We start from the raw sequence: 14,682 nt of genomic DNA on the forward strand, positions 1-14,682 counted from the left end.
GAACTCAGAAGTGAAACGCGGTAGCGCCGATGGTAGTGTGGCATTCGCCATGCGAGAGTAGGACACTGCCAGGCACCAATTAAACAGCGACGTGCATATCACGACGTTGGCCGAGAGGATGACACCTCATTGAAACGGCAAACAATTTAGCAAAAAGCTAACCAGACAGCGGAGCGGTAGTTCAGTCGGTTAGAATACCGGCCTGTCACGCCGGGGGTCGCGGGTTCGAGTCCCGTCCGCTCCGCCACTAATTTGAAAGGCCTTCCCTCACGGGAAGGCCTTTTTGCTATGCGCCTTCAGCAAGCCCAGTCAATAGACTGGTTTTTTTCGTTTCAGTTCCCCTAAAACCCCACGGTCCACGGTCCACGGTCCACGGTCCACGGTCCACGGTCAATGGTATCAGTGACGTGCCATTAGGTCTCTGAATCGCCCCGGCTTCTCTAGACACTTTTGAGCCGTTCGAAATATTGCTTCTCACACTCTACTGGCGATAGCCCGTTGTTGAAACTGTGCCGGCGCTTGGGGTTGTAAAACATTTCAATGTAATCGAACACATCCTGCCGGGCATCCTCGCGATCCGCATAGGTTTTACGTCGGATCCGCTCGCGTTTGAGGAGCTGGAAGAAACTCTCCGCCACCGCGTTATCATGGCAATTGCCACGTCTGCTCATGCTGGCCTTGAGCCGGTGATCCCGCAAAAAATCCTGCCAGTCATAGCTGCTAAACTGGCTCCCTTGGTCAGAATGAACCAGCACTTCCTGTTCGGGTCGCCGTCGCCACACCGCCATCAGTAACGCGCTGATGGCCAGCTCTCGGTCGATCCGTGGCCCCATTGACCAACCAATGACTTGTCGTGAAAACAAATCCAATACCGCGGCCAGATAGAGCCAGCCTTCATGGGTTCGAATATAAGTGATGTCCGTTACCCAGACCTTATTTGGCTCAGTCACATCGAACTGGCGTTCAAGATGATTCGGTGCGACCAATGTTGGCAGGCCACCATAATGACTGGGACGGCGACCATAACCGGTTTGTGAACGTAAACCGTCATGACGCATTAATCGCGCCACCCGGTGTTTCCCACAGGTCTCGCCCATCTCTCGCAGGTCGTCCCGGATCTTGCGATAACCATAAACGCCGCAGCTTTCTAGCCAACATTGCTTGATCTGGCCCAGAAGGCGTTGGTCTTCAAGTGTGCGGGCAGATAAAGGCTGGTGCTGCCAGGCGTAATAACCGCTCGGGTGGACATTCATCATCCGACACAGTCGGCGAATGGAATGTGTGGACGCGTACTCCCGGATGAAGGCGTACCTTACCCTGACAGCTTGGCAAAGTACGCGGCGGCCTTTTTTAAGATATCTCGTTCATCGGTGACGCGGCGCAGTTCAGCCTTGAGGCGCCGAATCTCGGCTTGCTGGCTGGAGTCATGCTGTTGCTGCACGTCGGGCTGGCTGTAGCGTTTGAGCCAGGGGTAGAGACGGTGGCAGGAAACACCAAGTCGCTCAGCGACCTCTGCCACTGGGTAATGGCGTTCAGTCACCTGCTTGACGGCGGTAAGTTTGAATTCTTCCGTGTAACGTTGCTGCTTGCTCATAACACCTCCTGAATGACCTCAGTTTGAGGCTCTTGAGGTGTCTAGGAAAGTAGGGGCGATTCAGGTTGCTTGCATTCAAATGATAGATGACAGGTATCGGCCTCTGGGAAGGGGGGATGAGGAAGTGTGAGGCCAGATCACAGGGTTGCAGGTGTGCATATAAAGAAAAGGGGACGGCGTGTGCCGTCCCCTCAAGTCATCTCGTCCAGTCCCTGAACTGCCATGCTCCCTGCAATCCTTGACTCTATCCTTTCCTTTGGAATTTCCCCTTCCCATTCCATTGGGGTGTCCTGTGGCCATCCTAGCCTGGCAATCACTCCTGATTGCTTCACCCTCTCCATCCTGGAGGTGTCCATTACCACATCCAGTGGTGTTCCTTGCGTCATCCTGACAGATAACCACCCTGGTCATCTCGCTTCATCCTGAAGCTATTCCTGCCGCTCCTGCGGGGTTCCTGTCATCCTGAAGAGTGACTATCCGTGCCACCCTGCCTCATCCCGAGGTGTCCTACGACCGCATCCTGCGGTTGTCCTGTCATTCCTTGTGATAACCATCCGGGTTATCAACCTCATCCTGAGGTGTCCTGCCACATCCTGTGGCTTTTCCTAATTTATGCGCTGTTCCTGCATCCTGCCGAACCAGCCATCCTTGTGAGACCCATACTAAGGCAATCGTGGGCAGGAACAAGGCATGAAAGGCCATCAGATAGCGTCGGATGCTGAATAGATATCAACCATTAATCTTAATTTGTCTTTTTTATCAGTGTCTTATTTAGTTTCTCAGGAAAGCATGGGGCTCTCGGGATGGCTTCACGTACGGCTCAACACTGAGGGGTCTTACAGGAGGAATGGCGGATCTCTTACAACCAAAAACAGGGAGGAAAACGATGGTACAGAAGGTTCAATCTGGGATGTAAGAGTTAAAAATTAATTGAATAAATATGTGTGAAAAACAGACAAAAGCCGAGCTCATGCTCGGCTTTTCATCATTCATCCGATTGTGCTCAGCTGACCCGGGTACCCGGTGTCGGATATGCCTTGCGCAGGGACTCCGGTGCCAATACTTCCAGGTTGCCGCTCATGTTGTTCAACCAGGAGCGGAACTCGGGTGTATCCTGGACCTCGGTCTCCACCACCACGCTGCGCTTGTCGTAGCGGGTCATGCGTGGGTTGTGCCCCGGGATCTGCCCATCGATCAGGGTGGGGCAGTTGGCGTCTATGCGCCCGACGAAGCGGATCGGACCGCTGACGTCCTGATAGCCCTGGTCGCGGATCAGCCTCTGGACATTGAAATCTTTCGGCTGGGTGGCGCTGAAGTTGGTCAGTTCCACATTCTTTATGTGATCGAACGGAATGCCGTAGACCTTGGGATCCAGCTCGGACAGGGTGCAGAGCAGGATGGGGCCATCGGGCTGGTTCAGGATCCCGAGCGGATTGATACGGTCATAACAGAGCCACACGGTGCGCTCCTTGATGACGCGCTGGATCTCGGCGCTGAACTTGCGACCACGCCAGAGGGCGTCGCGGATCAGGGTGCTGCGGCGGATCTCCGGGTTGCCGGCAAATGGGCGCGGCGACTGATGCACGCTCTCGAGCCAACGTTCCGCCAGCTCGCTCTGACTGTCCCGGATCACCTGGCTGGCCTTGTCGACCAGAGGATTCAACTCGGTCAATACACTCGCCGGTAGCAGTTGGCTCGCCTGATCACTCCAGGTTTTAAGGGCCACCGCCAGCGAGAGCGGCATGATGTTGGCAAAGTCGTTCAGTCCGTGGCGCTCGAAGCACCAACCGTGAGGTTTGCTGCGCTCATCGGAGGTGAGGTCGAACAGTCCCATGCCGGACATCTCTTCCAGATCCCGTTGCACGGTACGCAGACTGACGTGAATGCCTTCCTCTTCCAGTTTTACCTGGAGCTGGCTGGCGGTCAGCTTGTAAGGGCGGTGCGGGATGCAACGCGCCAAGGTCAGTTGTCGTAACAGCTTCTTACTCATGGTGCATGCCTTCACTGGTTTAGCGTTGAGTGTATCCTAGCCATGGCATGCGACAGTCTATGTCGCAAGTTTTGCTGCGACAACTGTCGCCATTTTCATACATATCAAGATAAGAAATTGATAAATATCATAAAAATAAAAATGAAGGGGGTTGTATGGAGCCTTTTTTTGCCAAAATAAAGCGTTCGCTTCTTTTCCCCTATTGTCACGGTCGGGGGGAAATGTGTAGGGAGAATGAGAGGGGGAGGTGGAAAGGGGGTGAGGGACTGAGCCCTCACCGGCAAAGAGGGGATCAGGCCACCCAGGACCAGGCTGACTTGGTGATGGCGGCGCCAATCATGTAACCAAACACCGCCAGCGCCGCCACACCGGCCACCAACTTCTGGCCGCGAGCAGGGCGTTTGAGCGCCATGACCCCGAGACCTATGTAGACTACCAGGGCGATCAACTTGGCCATCAGCCAGGGCTGTTGGCCTGGGCTCATCTGCAGGGTCACCGCCAGCAGCACGCCAAACAGCAGCAGGAAAGTGTCGTTGATATGGGGCAGCACCTTGAGCCACTTCTGTTGCAATCGCCCGCTGCCAGCCAGTGCCAGGCTCCAGCGGTAGATGAACAGCAACAGGCTGACCAGGGCCAGGGTCATGTGCAGGTGTTTGAGCATGGGATAATAGGCAATCATATTGCTTCCTTGTCGTTGTCGGGCAGACCGCTGTTCCAGTTGTGAGCGTGGGTACGCTCCTGTCCTTCCTGATCGTCTTGCAGCAGATCGGAGAGGATCTCGCGGTATTGCAGGCTCTTGTTGATATAGGTGTGTTCATCATCCAGGTAGTTGACCTGTTCCCGCAGCAGCCGGTTGTCATACTGCTTGAACACCTGGCCCGCACGCCAGGCCTGATTGGCCCGAAATCCCAGCTGGGTCAGTGCTTCTACCCCCAGATCCACGGCCGAACCCAGGGTTTCCCGGTGCACGCTGTCGACGCCGTGACGGAGGATCTCGTGAGCATGGGGCCTGTCCTGAGCGCGGGCCAGTATCTTGAGGTGCGGGAAGTGTTTCTTCACCATCTCGATCACCTCGAGAGAGGTGGCCGGATCGTTGATGGAGAGCACCAGCAGCCTGGCCTTGTGGGCGCCAGCGGCATGGAGCAGGTCGAGTCTGCTGGCATCCCCGTAGAATACCTGATAGCCGTACTTGCGCAGCATCTCTATCTGGCTGGCGTCCTGTTCGAGGATGGTGGTGCCGATGCCGTGACCGTGCAGCAGACGTCCGACTATCTGACCGAAGCGGCCAAAACCGGCGATGATGACGGGGTGCTCGACCAGCTCGGGTTGTTCGTGCTCGGGTGTGTCGGCCTGGTTGCGGTAGTCGAACCATGGCTGGATCACCCGATCGTTGAGGATCAGCAAGAGCGGCGTCAGCGCCATGGAGAGCGCCACCACCAGGGTCAGCAGCGAGATGATGTCACTGGGCAGCACCTTGTTCTGGGTGGCGAATGAAAACAGCACAAAGGCAAATTCCCCCCCTTGCGCCAGTGCCAGGGCAAAGGTCCAGCGCTGGCTCGGCGAGATGCGAATGACCAGGCCGAGCACCATCAGGACCCCCCATTTCAAGACCATCAGGCCTACCACTAGGGACGGAATGAGCAGGGGATGAGCGGCAAACAGGCCGAAGTCGATGCCGGCCCCCACCGACATGAAGAACAGGCCGAGCAGCAGTCCCTTGAACGGCTCTATGTCCGCCTCCAGCTCGTGGCGATACTCGCTGTCGGCCAGCACCACCCCGGCGAGGAAGGAGCCCAGGGCGGGGGAAAGCCCCACCGACTCCATCAGCACCGCGATGGCGATCACCAGCAGCAAGGCTGCGGCGACGAAGATCTCCCGCATGTGGGATTGAGCGATGGCACGAAATACCGGCCGCATCAGGTAGTGGCCGCCCAGTACTATGCCGGCGATGGCGGCAACCACCAGCAGACCGTGCTGCCAGCCTGCCAGGTCCGGATTGCCGTTGCTGGCTACCGGCGCGATGGCGAGCAGCGGCAGGATAGCCAGGATGGGGATGACGGCGATGTCCTGGAACAGCAGCACAGCGAAGGCGGAACGGCCGCTCTCGCTCTGCATCAGTTTGCGCTCCTGCAGGCTCTGCAGCACGATAGCGGTGGAGGAGAGTGCCAGAATGAGGCCGATGGCGAGCCCCTGTTGCCAGGGCAGGCCGATGAGATAGCCCACTCCGGTCAGGGCGGCGGTGGTGAGCAGTACCTGCAGGCCACCTGTCCCCAGGATGGGGCCCTTCAACTGCCACAGCAGGGCGGGACGCAGCTCCAGCCCGACCAGGAACAGCATCAGCACTACCCCGAACTCGGCGAAGTGCATCACATCCTTCTGCTCCCCCACCAGCCCCAGCAGGAAGGGACCTATGATGATGCCCGCCAGCAGATAACCGAGCACGGACCCCAACCCCCAGCGCTTGGCCAGCGGCACGGCGATCACCGCCGCCGAGAGGTAGATCAAGGCGTCAAACAGCAAGCCATGTCCCATCAGAGCACCTCCAGCAGATCGCGCAGATAAGGGCTCGCACCCAGCTGGGCCGGGGTCAGTTGTTCATCGCGCAGGGCGCAGAGCAGTTGACGATAGTCCTGGCCGCAGCGGTGCAGGGCCTGGGGATCCTTGAGCTTGTGGAAGGAGTGCAGTACGAAGGGAGGCAGCCAGTGCATGCCGCAGAGCTGCGCCGTCTGCTGGAACGGCAGCAGGAAGTCGAGCAGGGGCCGCTGGTTGTAACCCGCGCTGCAATAAGATTCGGGGGCGCCCCCGGTGGTGATGGCGGAGAGCCACTGCTTGCCGGCCAGGGCATGAGCCTCCGGGCCGTAGGCATAGCCATATTCCAGCACCAGGTCCATCCACTCCTTCATGATGGCGGGGCAGGAGTACCAGTAGAAGGGGTGCTGGAAGACGATGAGATCGTGCTCCGCCAGCAGTGCCTGCTCGCGCTTCACGTCTATATACATGTCCGGGTACTGTTGATAGAGGTCGTGCAGGGTGACCCCCTCCAGGCCGTCGATGGCCTGCAGCAGTTGCCGGTTGGCCCGGGAGCTCTGCAGCGCTGGGTGCGAGAAAATAACCAGAATGCGTTTCATGGGGTCATAACCTGAGCGGGATTCGTGTCGGCGAATAAGATGCATCGAATGGCGACGTTATCAAGAAGCGCCCTGAGCCGCCAGTGGTGGACGAGAAGGCCTTGGTAGTACCACCTCTCTTGGCGCCACGCTGTCAGGGGGAGTGTGCCATGGCCTTCGGCCCATCTCACCCTCTTTTGATCTCCCTCAGGTGGCAGGCTTGACCCTCCCCCGGGGCCAGGGGTTACCATAGGCCTCCTTTGATTACTGAGTCATGTCATGGTTTTTACCCGTCGCCAACTCGCTCACGCCCGTCGCTGGCTCCCCCTGTGGAGTCTATTGCTGGTGTTGATGTCGTTTGGCAGCCGGGCAGCGACCGATCTTTGTACCCTGACGCCCCACTGCAGCCAGAGCGAGCGCACCCTGGAGAAGGCCATGCCCTGTGGCAGCTTCACGTCGGCCCTCGCCATGACGGTGCTGACCGGCGACAGCCTGACGGTGGCCATGCTGGAACCTGACTCCCCGGATTACCTCTCCCCTTCTCTCTATGTGCCGGATGCCCCGAGGGCACGGCTGGAGCGTCCCCCTCGCACACTCGGTTGAGTCGATTTGTCCCCTGTTCATTGGGTATTTCTTCTTATCTGAGGTGAGTTATGTACAAGTCCCTGTTACTGGCCCTGCTGGCCGGTACCATCAGTTTCTCTGCCCTGGCAACGGAGCAGATGACCGTCTACAAATCCAAGTACTGCGGCTGCTGCGAGACCTGGGTCAAGCACATGGAAGATAACGGCTTCGAGGTCAAGGTCGTGGAAACCGAGCAGCTCGATCCCATCAAGCAGCAGCATGGCATCACCCCGCAACTGGCCTCCTGCCACACCGGGGTGGTGAATGGTTATGTGGTGGAGGGACATGTGCCCGCTGCCGACGTGCAGAAGATGCTCAAGGAAAAACCGGCGATCCGTGGCCTGACCATTCCGGGCATGCCCCAGAGTGCGCCAGGCATGGACATCCCCGGTCAGCCCTATCAGGTGCTGAGCATCAGTGAGGAGGGCGCGACCACCGTCTGGTCGAGCTATTCCGGCTGACGAACACTGGTCATGAGTCGGCACCACTCCATCATGTGAGGCACACCTGAGCGAACCCGTGTCGTTCATGACCAGAGCTGGAGGGCCACCCTTGTGAGAGGGTGGCCCTTTTTCATGGTTTCGTGCCGAATGTCAGGGGATCACTTGCAACCCAGGGCGACAAGGGGCAGATTGATCGCCAATTTATTTTCTCAGGGGCGATGTTCCGGTTTGCCAGCCTTGATTCCGCACCGGCGGAGCGAGCGGCGGCGGCTTGATCGTCAATTCATGGCGCTCCCCGCGAGCCTGCCTGCCCTGTTACAGCGCAAAGGATGCGACATGTTCATCTTTCCCCGAGGGTTGCTGCTGCTGGCTTGTCTGGTTGCCGTGCCCTGTACCCATGCCAATGAAGAGCCCGTCATGCCGACAAGCGAAACCCCCATCCTGCCTCCTGTGGCCGCCAAGCACCCCCATACCCTGAAAAAGCACGGGGACGTCCGGATCGACAACTACTACTGGCTGCGTGACGACGAACGGCAGAAACCCGAGGTGCTGGACTATCTCAAGGCCGAGAACGCTTACACCGAGGCCATGCTCAAACCGGTCCAGCCGTTGCGTGACCAGCTCTACAAGGAGATGGTGGCCCGCATCCCCCAGCAGGACGAGTCGGTGCCCTATGTGAAGAATGGCTACCGCTATCAGACCCGTTATGAGCCGGGCAAGGAGTACGCCATCTACTCCCGCAGCAAGGTGGAGGGCCAGCAGGCGTCGAACCTGATGCTGGACAGCAACCAGCGCGCCGAAGGTCACGAGTTCTATTCGCTGGGGGCCCTGGAGGTGAGCCGCAACAACCGCTGGCTGGCGGTGGCGGAAGACTTTCTCTCCCGCCGTCAGTACCAGATCCAGTTCCTCGATCTGGAGAGCGGCGCCTGGGCTGCCGACAAGCTCGAGAACACCTCGGGCAACCTGGTGTGGGCCAACGACAGCAAGACGGTGTTCTATGTGCGCAAGCACCCCAAGACCCTGCTGCCCTATCAGGTCTATCGCCACGAGCTGGGCAGCGATCCCGCGAAGGACAAGCTGGTCTACGAGGAGAAGGATGACAGCTTCTACGTCAGCCTCTATGCCACCACCTCGGAAGATTTCATCGTCATCGCCCTCTCCAGCACTACCACCAGCGAGGCGCGCCTCATCGATGCCAACACGCCGGTCCAGGCGCCGCGGCTGTTCCTGCCCCGTCAGGTGGATCACGAATACAGCCTGGATCACTACCGTGGCCGCTTCTATGTGCGCTCCAACAAGGACGGCAAGAACTTCGGCCTCTACGAGACCAGGGAGAGCCCGGTGGATCGCTGGAAGGCGGTGATCGCCCCCAATCCGGACGTGCTGCTGGAGAGCTATGCCCTGTTCAGGGACTGGCTGGTGCTGGAGGAGCGCAGCAAGGGGCTGACCCGGCTGCGCCAGCTCAACTGGCAGAGCGGCGAGCAGAAAGAGATCGCCTTCGACGATCCCGCCTATGTCACCTGGCTCGCCTACAACCCGGAGCCGGACACCAGCGCCCTGCGCTATGGCTACTCCTCCATGACCACGCCCTCATCCACCTATGAACTGAACATGGACAGCGGCAAGCGCACCCTGCTCAAGCAGCAGCCGGTGGCGGGCTTCAAGGCGGATCAGTATGCCAGCGAGCGAGTCTGGGTAACCGCCCGTGACGGTGTGGCCGTGCCGGTGTCGCTGGTCTATCGCAAGGATCTGTTCAAGAAGGAGGGCAAGAACCCGCTGCTGGTCTATGGCTACGGCTCCTACGGTGCCAGCATGGATCCCGACTTCAGCAGCTCACGCCTGAGCCTGCTGGACAGAGGCTTCGTCTATGCCATCGCCCACATCCGGGGTGGCGAGGAGCTGGGGCGTCCCTGGTATGAAGATGGCAAACTGCTGAAGAAACAGAATACCTTCCACGACTTCATCGACGTGACCGAGGCACTGGTGGCCCAGGGTTATGGCGCCAGGGATCAGGTCTACGCCATGGGCGGCAGCGCCGGCGGCCTGCTGATGGGGGCCGTCATCAATCAGGCACCCCAGCTCTATCGCGGTGTGGTCGCCCAGGTACCCTTCGTCGACGTGGTCACCACCATGCTGGACGAGTCCATTCCCCTTACTACCGGGGAGTACGACGAATGGGGCAACCCGAATCAGAAGCGCTACTACGACTACATGAAGGCCTACAGCCCCTACGATCAGGTCAAGGCGCAAGCCTACCCCAACCTGCTGGTCACCACCGGGCTGCACGACTCCCAGGTGCAGTATTGGGAGCCCGCCAAATGGGTTGCCAAGTTGCGTGAGCTGAAGACGGATAACAACCAGCTGTTGCTGAGCACCGACATGGACGCCGGCCACGGCGGCAAGTCGGGACGCTTCAAGGCTTATGAGGACATCGCCCTGGAATTCGCCTTTATCCTGGAGCTGGCCGGTAGCAAGGCGTGATTGTCAGGGGTAGATGAAAACGAGTTGTAACAGAACCCCGGTCAGGCCGTCGGTGACGACGGTCGATCGGGGTTCCTGCATCTTGGCGATATCGCCGTCATCAAGATGGTATTCATGCTGGATATGGCCGTTATTTCGATATAACGAACCAAGATGCTAGCCCTTGCCAGCAAAGGGTTACAAAAGACTCTGACTGCTTTTTTATTGCTTCCATTCACCGGCTCATGTAATTAATCTTCGGCAGAGAAATAAATGATCCGCTTCAAAATTCTCGCTATTTAAATCCGCCATTTTGCTGTTTTGTTTGATTTATGTTGGCGCTATGTGCTTAATCAGGGGCGTTAAATCTTTTGAACTGACCAGGTTGTGGTCAGATCACCTCCGATCGGCATGACGCTGATTATCTCACCGCAGGATGATGGTGGCTTATGGAAGGGCGCTCGCCGCTCGACCATTTCCTCGTACGAGGCTGTATAGGCAGACCCAGTCTTGATGCGGGTCCGTCTCATATTCACCCGGGAATCGGGTGAGATAAATCAATGAAAAGGATGAAGAACATGAAAGGATTATCCTTGGCGTGCGCCCTGTCGGCTGCCCTGGTCGGTGCTACTTTCGGTGGTCCGCTGCAAGCGCAGGAGCGCTTCGTGACCATAGGCACCGGTGGTCAGACCGGCGTCTACTACGTGGCGGGCCAGTCCATTTGTCGTTTCCTCAATCGCGGCGCCGCCGATCACCAGATCAAGTGCAATGCGCCGGCCAGTGGCGGTGGCGTGGCCAACGTCAACGGCATCCGCAGCGGTGAGTTCAACTTCGGCATCATGCAGTCCGACCACCAGTACAAGGCGATGAAGGGGCTGCCCCCCTTCCAGGCCGAGGGGGCCATGGATGACATCCGCGCCGTCTTCTCTCTGCAGAGCGAAGTGTTCACCATTCTCGCCCGCCGCGACGCCAAGATCGCCGGCTTCGATGACCTGAAGGGCAAGCGCGTCAACATCGGCAACCCGGGCTCCGGCCAGCGTGACACCATGGAAGAGATCATGGCGGTCAAGGGCTGGAAGAAGAGCGACTTCGGCCTGGTCTCCGAGCTGAAGCCGGCCGAGCAGGCCTCCGCTCTGGGTGACAACAACATCGACGCCATGAGCTACTTCGTCGGTCACCCGAACGGTGCCATCCAGGAAGCGTCCACCACCACGGATGCCGTACTGGTGCCCGTGACCGGTGCCGACATCGACAAGCTGCTGGCCGAGAAGAGCTACTACACCAAGGCCGAGATCCCGGGTGGCATCTACAAGGGCAGCGACAAGCCGACCCCGTCCATCGGTGGCAAGGCGGTACTCTCCACCAGTGCCAAGGCCGATCCGGAAGTGGTCTACCAGCTGGTGAAGTCGGTGTTCGACAACCTGGACCGCTTCAAGCGTCTGCATCCGGCCTTTGCCGACCTGAAAGAGGCCGACATGATCAAGGTGGGTCTCTCCGCGCCCCTGCATGAAGGTGCCGTACGCTACTACAAAGAGCGTGGCTGGCTCTGATTGAAGGCCTGCCGGCCTTCCATCGTTCTCTTCGACACCCGCCTGCCACACCGGCAGCGGGTGTCGTGTCGTTGTACTCGCAGGCAAAAGTTAACCCTATGCAAGAAAAACAACTCTCTACCGAGGAACTGATCGCCCAGGATGTGGGCGCTCGGCTACCGCTGGGTCTCATGGGCTGGCTGATCACCGGGCTGGCGCTGGCCTGGTCTCTGTTCCAGCTCTGGATCGCCTCGCCGCTCCCCTTCATTTTCGGGGTCGGCGTACTCAATGACACCGAAACCCGTGCCATTCACCTGACCTTCGCCCTGCTGCTGGCCTATCTGGTGTTTCCGGCCTTCCGGCGTTCTCCCAGAGACAGGGTACCGCTCGGCGACATCGCTTTCGGTCTGATCGCCGCCAGTGCGGCCGCTTATCTGTTCGTCATGTATGAGGCCCTGGCCCAGCGTCCCGGCAACCTCACCACCGCCGATCTGGTCACCGCCTGCATCGGCATCCCGCTGCTGCTGGAGGCGGCTCGCCGCGCCCTGGGCCCGGCCCTGGCGGTGATCGCCCTGGTGTTTCTCGCCTACAGCCTGGCCGGCCCCTGGATGCCGGGGCTGCTGGCTCACCGCGGGGTGAGCTTCACCGCGTTGGCGAACCACCAGTGGATCACCACCGAGGGGGTGTTCGGCATCGCCCTGGGGGTCTCCACCAGTTTCGTGTTCCTGTTCGTGCTGTTCGGCGCCCTGCTGGAACGGGCCGGTGCCGGGCACTACTTTATCCAGCTGGCCTTCAGCCTGCTCGGTCACCTGCGTGGTGGCCCGGCCAAGGCGGCCGTGGTGGCCTCGGCCCTGACCGGTGTCATCTCCGGCTCCTCCATCGCCAACGTGGTCACCACGGGCACCTTCACCATTCCCATGATGAAGCGGGTCGGTTTCTCCAAGGAGAAGGCGGGGGCGGTCGAGGTGGCCTCTTCGGTCAACGGCCAGATCATGCCCCCCGTGATGGGGGCTGCGGCCTTCCTGATGGTGGAGTACGTGGGCATTCCCTACGTAGAGATCATCAAGCACGCCTTCCTGCCGGCGGCCATCTCCTATATCGCGCTGCTCTACATCGTCCACCTGGAAGCGCTCAAGCTCGGCATGGAGCCCATCGGCGGCCATCAACCCAAGCCCTGGCTGCGTCGCCTGACTGGCTTCGCCTTCGGTGCCACCCTCATCAGCGGTCTGTCGATGGCGGTCTACTACGGCTTGGGCTGGCTCAAGCCGGCGCTGGGAGACTATGCCCTGCCCGGGATCGCCCTGCTGCTGGCGGCCGTCTATCTGGGCCTGCTGAAGATAGCGGCCAGCAATGCGCCGCTGCCCGCCGAGGATCCGGACCAGCCGCTAACCGAGCTGCCCAATACCCGTGCCGTGCTGCTCTCCGGCCTGCACTTCCTGCTGCCGGTGGTGGTACTGGTATGGTGCCTGATGGTGGAGCGCCTCTCGCCGGGGCTGTCGGCCTTCTGGGGCACCGTCATGCTGGTGATCATCCTGCTGACCCAGCGGCCGCTGCTGAACTGGCTGCGCACCGACGGCAAGCATGACTACGGCTCGACTCGTGATGGTCTGGTGGACTTGAAGGAAGGTCTGGTGGCCGGTGCCCGCAACATGATCGGCATCGGTATCGCCACCGCCACCGCCGGCATCATAGTCGGTGCCGTCTCCCAGACCGGGGTCGGCCTGGTGCTGGCGGATCTGGTAGAGATGCTCTCCATGGGCAACCTGCTGCTGATGCTGCTCCTTACCGCCCTGCTGAGCCTGATCCTCGGCATGGGGCTGCCCACCACCGCCAATTACATCGTGGTGTCCAGCCTGCTGGCCCCCGTGGTGGTGACGCTCGGGCAGCAGAACGGCCTCATCGTGCCGCTCATCGCGGTCCATCTGTTCGTCTTCTATTTCGGCATCATGGCGGATGTGACCCCGCCGGTGGGACTGGCTTCGTTCGCGGCGGCCGCCGTCTCCAAGGGGGATCCCATCAAGACCGGGATCACCGCCTTCTACTACAGCCTGCGCACCGCGGCGCTGCCGTTCCTGTTCATCTTCAACACCGATCTGCTGCTGATCGACGTGGACTTCGCCCACGGCGTGCTGATCTTCGTGGTGGCCACCGTCGCCATGCTGATCTTCGCCGCCGCCACCCAGGGCTGGTTCCTGGTGAAGAGTCGCTGGTACGAAAACGTGCTGCTGCTGCTGGTGGCCTTCACCCTGTTCCGTCCCGGTTTCTGGATGGATATGGTGCACGATCCCTATCGTGAGACTCCCCCAGCCCAACTGGCCCAGACCCTGGGCGAGGTGGAAGCGGAGAGTACGCTGCGACTGCGGATCCAGGGGGAGGATGCGGTGGGCAAGCTGCGTCAGTCCACCGTGCTGCTGGCGGTACCTGCCGGAGCCAATGGGGAAGAGAAATTGGCCAGTCTGGGGCTGACCCTGTACGAGCAGGATGGCAAGACCCTGATCGACAACGTCACCTTCGGCAGTCCGGCGGCGGCGGCCGGCATGGAGTTTGACCAGGAGATCCTTGTCGTCAAGGCCCCAACCGAACGCTGGCACAAGGAGCTGATGTGGTTGCCTGGCTTCCTGCTGTTCGGGGTCGTGGTCTGGCTGCAACGCCGGCGGGCCACTCGCTGATAACTCCTCATCCAATAAAAACGGCGCCTTCGGGCGCCGTTTTCAATACCGTGGGCATGATGCCAGGAGGGTTAGTGTGACTGGGTCTGTTTCTGCAGCAGGATCAGGCTCTGCTGTTCTTGCTGACTCAGACCAGGCTGCTCACAGGCTTGTTCGAAGCTGATCCCCAGATGGCACATCATGATGTCCATGCCGGGCGGATTAGTTTGATTGAGTCTGTTTCTGCAGCAGGATCAGGCTCTGCTGTTCTTGCTGACTCAGACCAG

The 14,682-nt window shown here is 59.7% G+C and carries 10 protein-coding genes and 1 tRNA gene; 6 read left to right on the forward strand and 5 right to left on the reverse strand.

Features of this window, described 5'->3' with window-relative positions; translation table 11 throughout:
- Window positions 1-170: 170 nt before the first annotated feature.
- Window positions 171-247: transfer RNA gene (locus tag PG898_RS14650), tRNA-Asp, on the forward strand.
- Between the two features lie 193 nt (window positions 248-440).
- Here the strand turns inward: PG898_RS14650 and PG898_RS14655 are convergent.
- The 5 genes from PG898_RS14655 to kefF all read right to left on the reverse strand — a co-directional run bounded on the left by PG898_RS14655 (window position 441) and on the right by kefF (window position 6,712).
- A protein-coding gene (locus PG898_RS14655) for an IS3 family transposase (protein ID WP_270824468.1) occupies window positions 441-1,594 on the reverse strand; the annotation gives its coding sequence in 2 pieces (ribosomal slippage) (window positions 441-1,357 and window positions 1,357-1,594; 1,155 coding nt in all).
- 1,003 nt (window positions 1,595-2,597) lie between these two features.
- Window positions 2,598-3,584, reverse strand: a complete 987-nt coding sequence (locus PG898_RS14660; RefSeq protein WP_043131274.1) for a helix-turn-helix transcriptional regulator — start codon at window positions 3,582-3,584, stop codon at window positions 2,598-2,600.
- A gap of 292 nt (window positions 3,585-3,876) precedes the next feature.
- On the reverse strand, window positions 3,877-4,263 hold the full coding sequence (locus PG898_RS14665) for a SirB2 family protein (protein WP_005332163.1): 387 nt from the start codon (window positions 4,261-4,263) through the stop codon (window positions 3,877-3,879).
- Complete coding sequence (gene kefC, locus PG898_RS14670; RefSeq protein ID WP_005332164.1) at window positions 4,260-6,116, reverse strand: glutathione-regulated potassium-efflux system protein KefC; 1,857 nt, start codon at window positions 6,114-6,116, stop codon at window positions 4,260-4,262. The genes PG898_RS14665 and kefC overlap by 4 nt, the downstream gene beginning before the upstream one ends.
- On the reverse strand, window positions 6,116-6,712 hold the full coding sequence (gene kefF, locus PG898_RS14675) for a glutathione-regulated potassium-efflux system oxidoreductase KefF (RefSeq protein ID WP_042650020.1): 597 nt from the start codon (window positions 6,710-6,712) through the stop codon (window positions 6,116-6,118). Before kefF ends, kefC begins: the two co-directional genes overlap by 1 nt.
- Window positions 6,713-6,970: 258 nt before the next feature.
- Between kefF and PG898_RS14680 the strand changes: the two genes are divergently transcribed.
- The 5 genes from PG898_RS14680 (at window position 6,971) to PG898_RS14700 (ending at window position 14,416) form a co-directional block, all read left to right on the forward strand.
- Window positions 6,971-7,294 carry a hypothetical protein gene (locus PG898_RS14680; RefSeq protein ID WP_005332166.1) on the forward strand — a complete coding sequence of 108 codons (324 nt, stop codon included), beginning with the start codon at window positions 6,971-6,973 and terminating at the stop codon, window positions 7,292-7,294.
- Window positions 7,295-7,344: 50 nt separating this feature from the next.
- Complete coding sequence (locus PG898_RS14685) at window positions 7,345-7,776, forward strand: DUF411 domain-containing protein (protein ID WP_005332167.1); 432 nt, start codon at window positions 7,345-7,347, stop codon at window positions 7,774-7,776.
- A gap of 318 nt (window positions 7,777-8,094) precedes the next feature.
- Window positions 8,095-10,239: a S9 family peptidase gene (locus tag PG898_RS14690; RefSeq protein ID WP_270824469.1), complete on the forward strand. Its 2,145-nt coding sequence runs from the start codon at window positions 8,095-8,097 to the stop codon at window positions 10,237-10,239.
- Between the two features lie 557 nt (window positions 10,240-10,796).
- A complete protein-coding gene (locus tag PG898_RS14695; RefSeq protein WP_042650028.1) occupies window positions 10,797-11,768 on the forward strand; it encodes a TAXI family TRAP transporter solute-binding subunit in 972 nt (323 codons plus the stop codon).
- A gap of 98 nt (window positions 11,769-11,866) precedes the next feature.
- Window positions 11,867-14,416: a TRAP transporter permease gene (locus PG898_RS14700; RefSeq protein WP_042650023.1), complete on the forward strand. Its 2,550-nt coding sequence runs from the start codon at window positions 11,867-11,869 to the stop codon at window positions 14,414-14,416.
- Window positions 14,417-14,682: the final 266 nt, after the last annotated feature.

The organism is Aeromonas sp. QDB31, from assembly GCF_027707605.1.
Taxonomy (GTDB): Bacteria; Pseudomonadota; Gammaproteobacteria; order Enterobacterales; family Aeromonadaceae; genus Aeromonas; species Aeromonas media.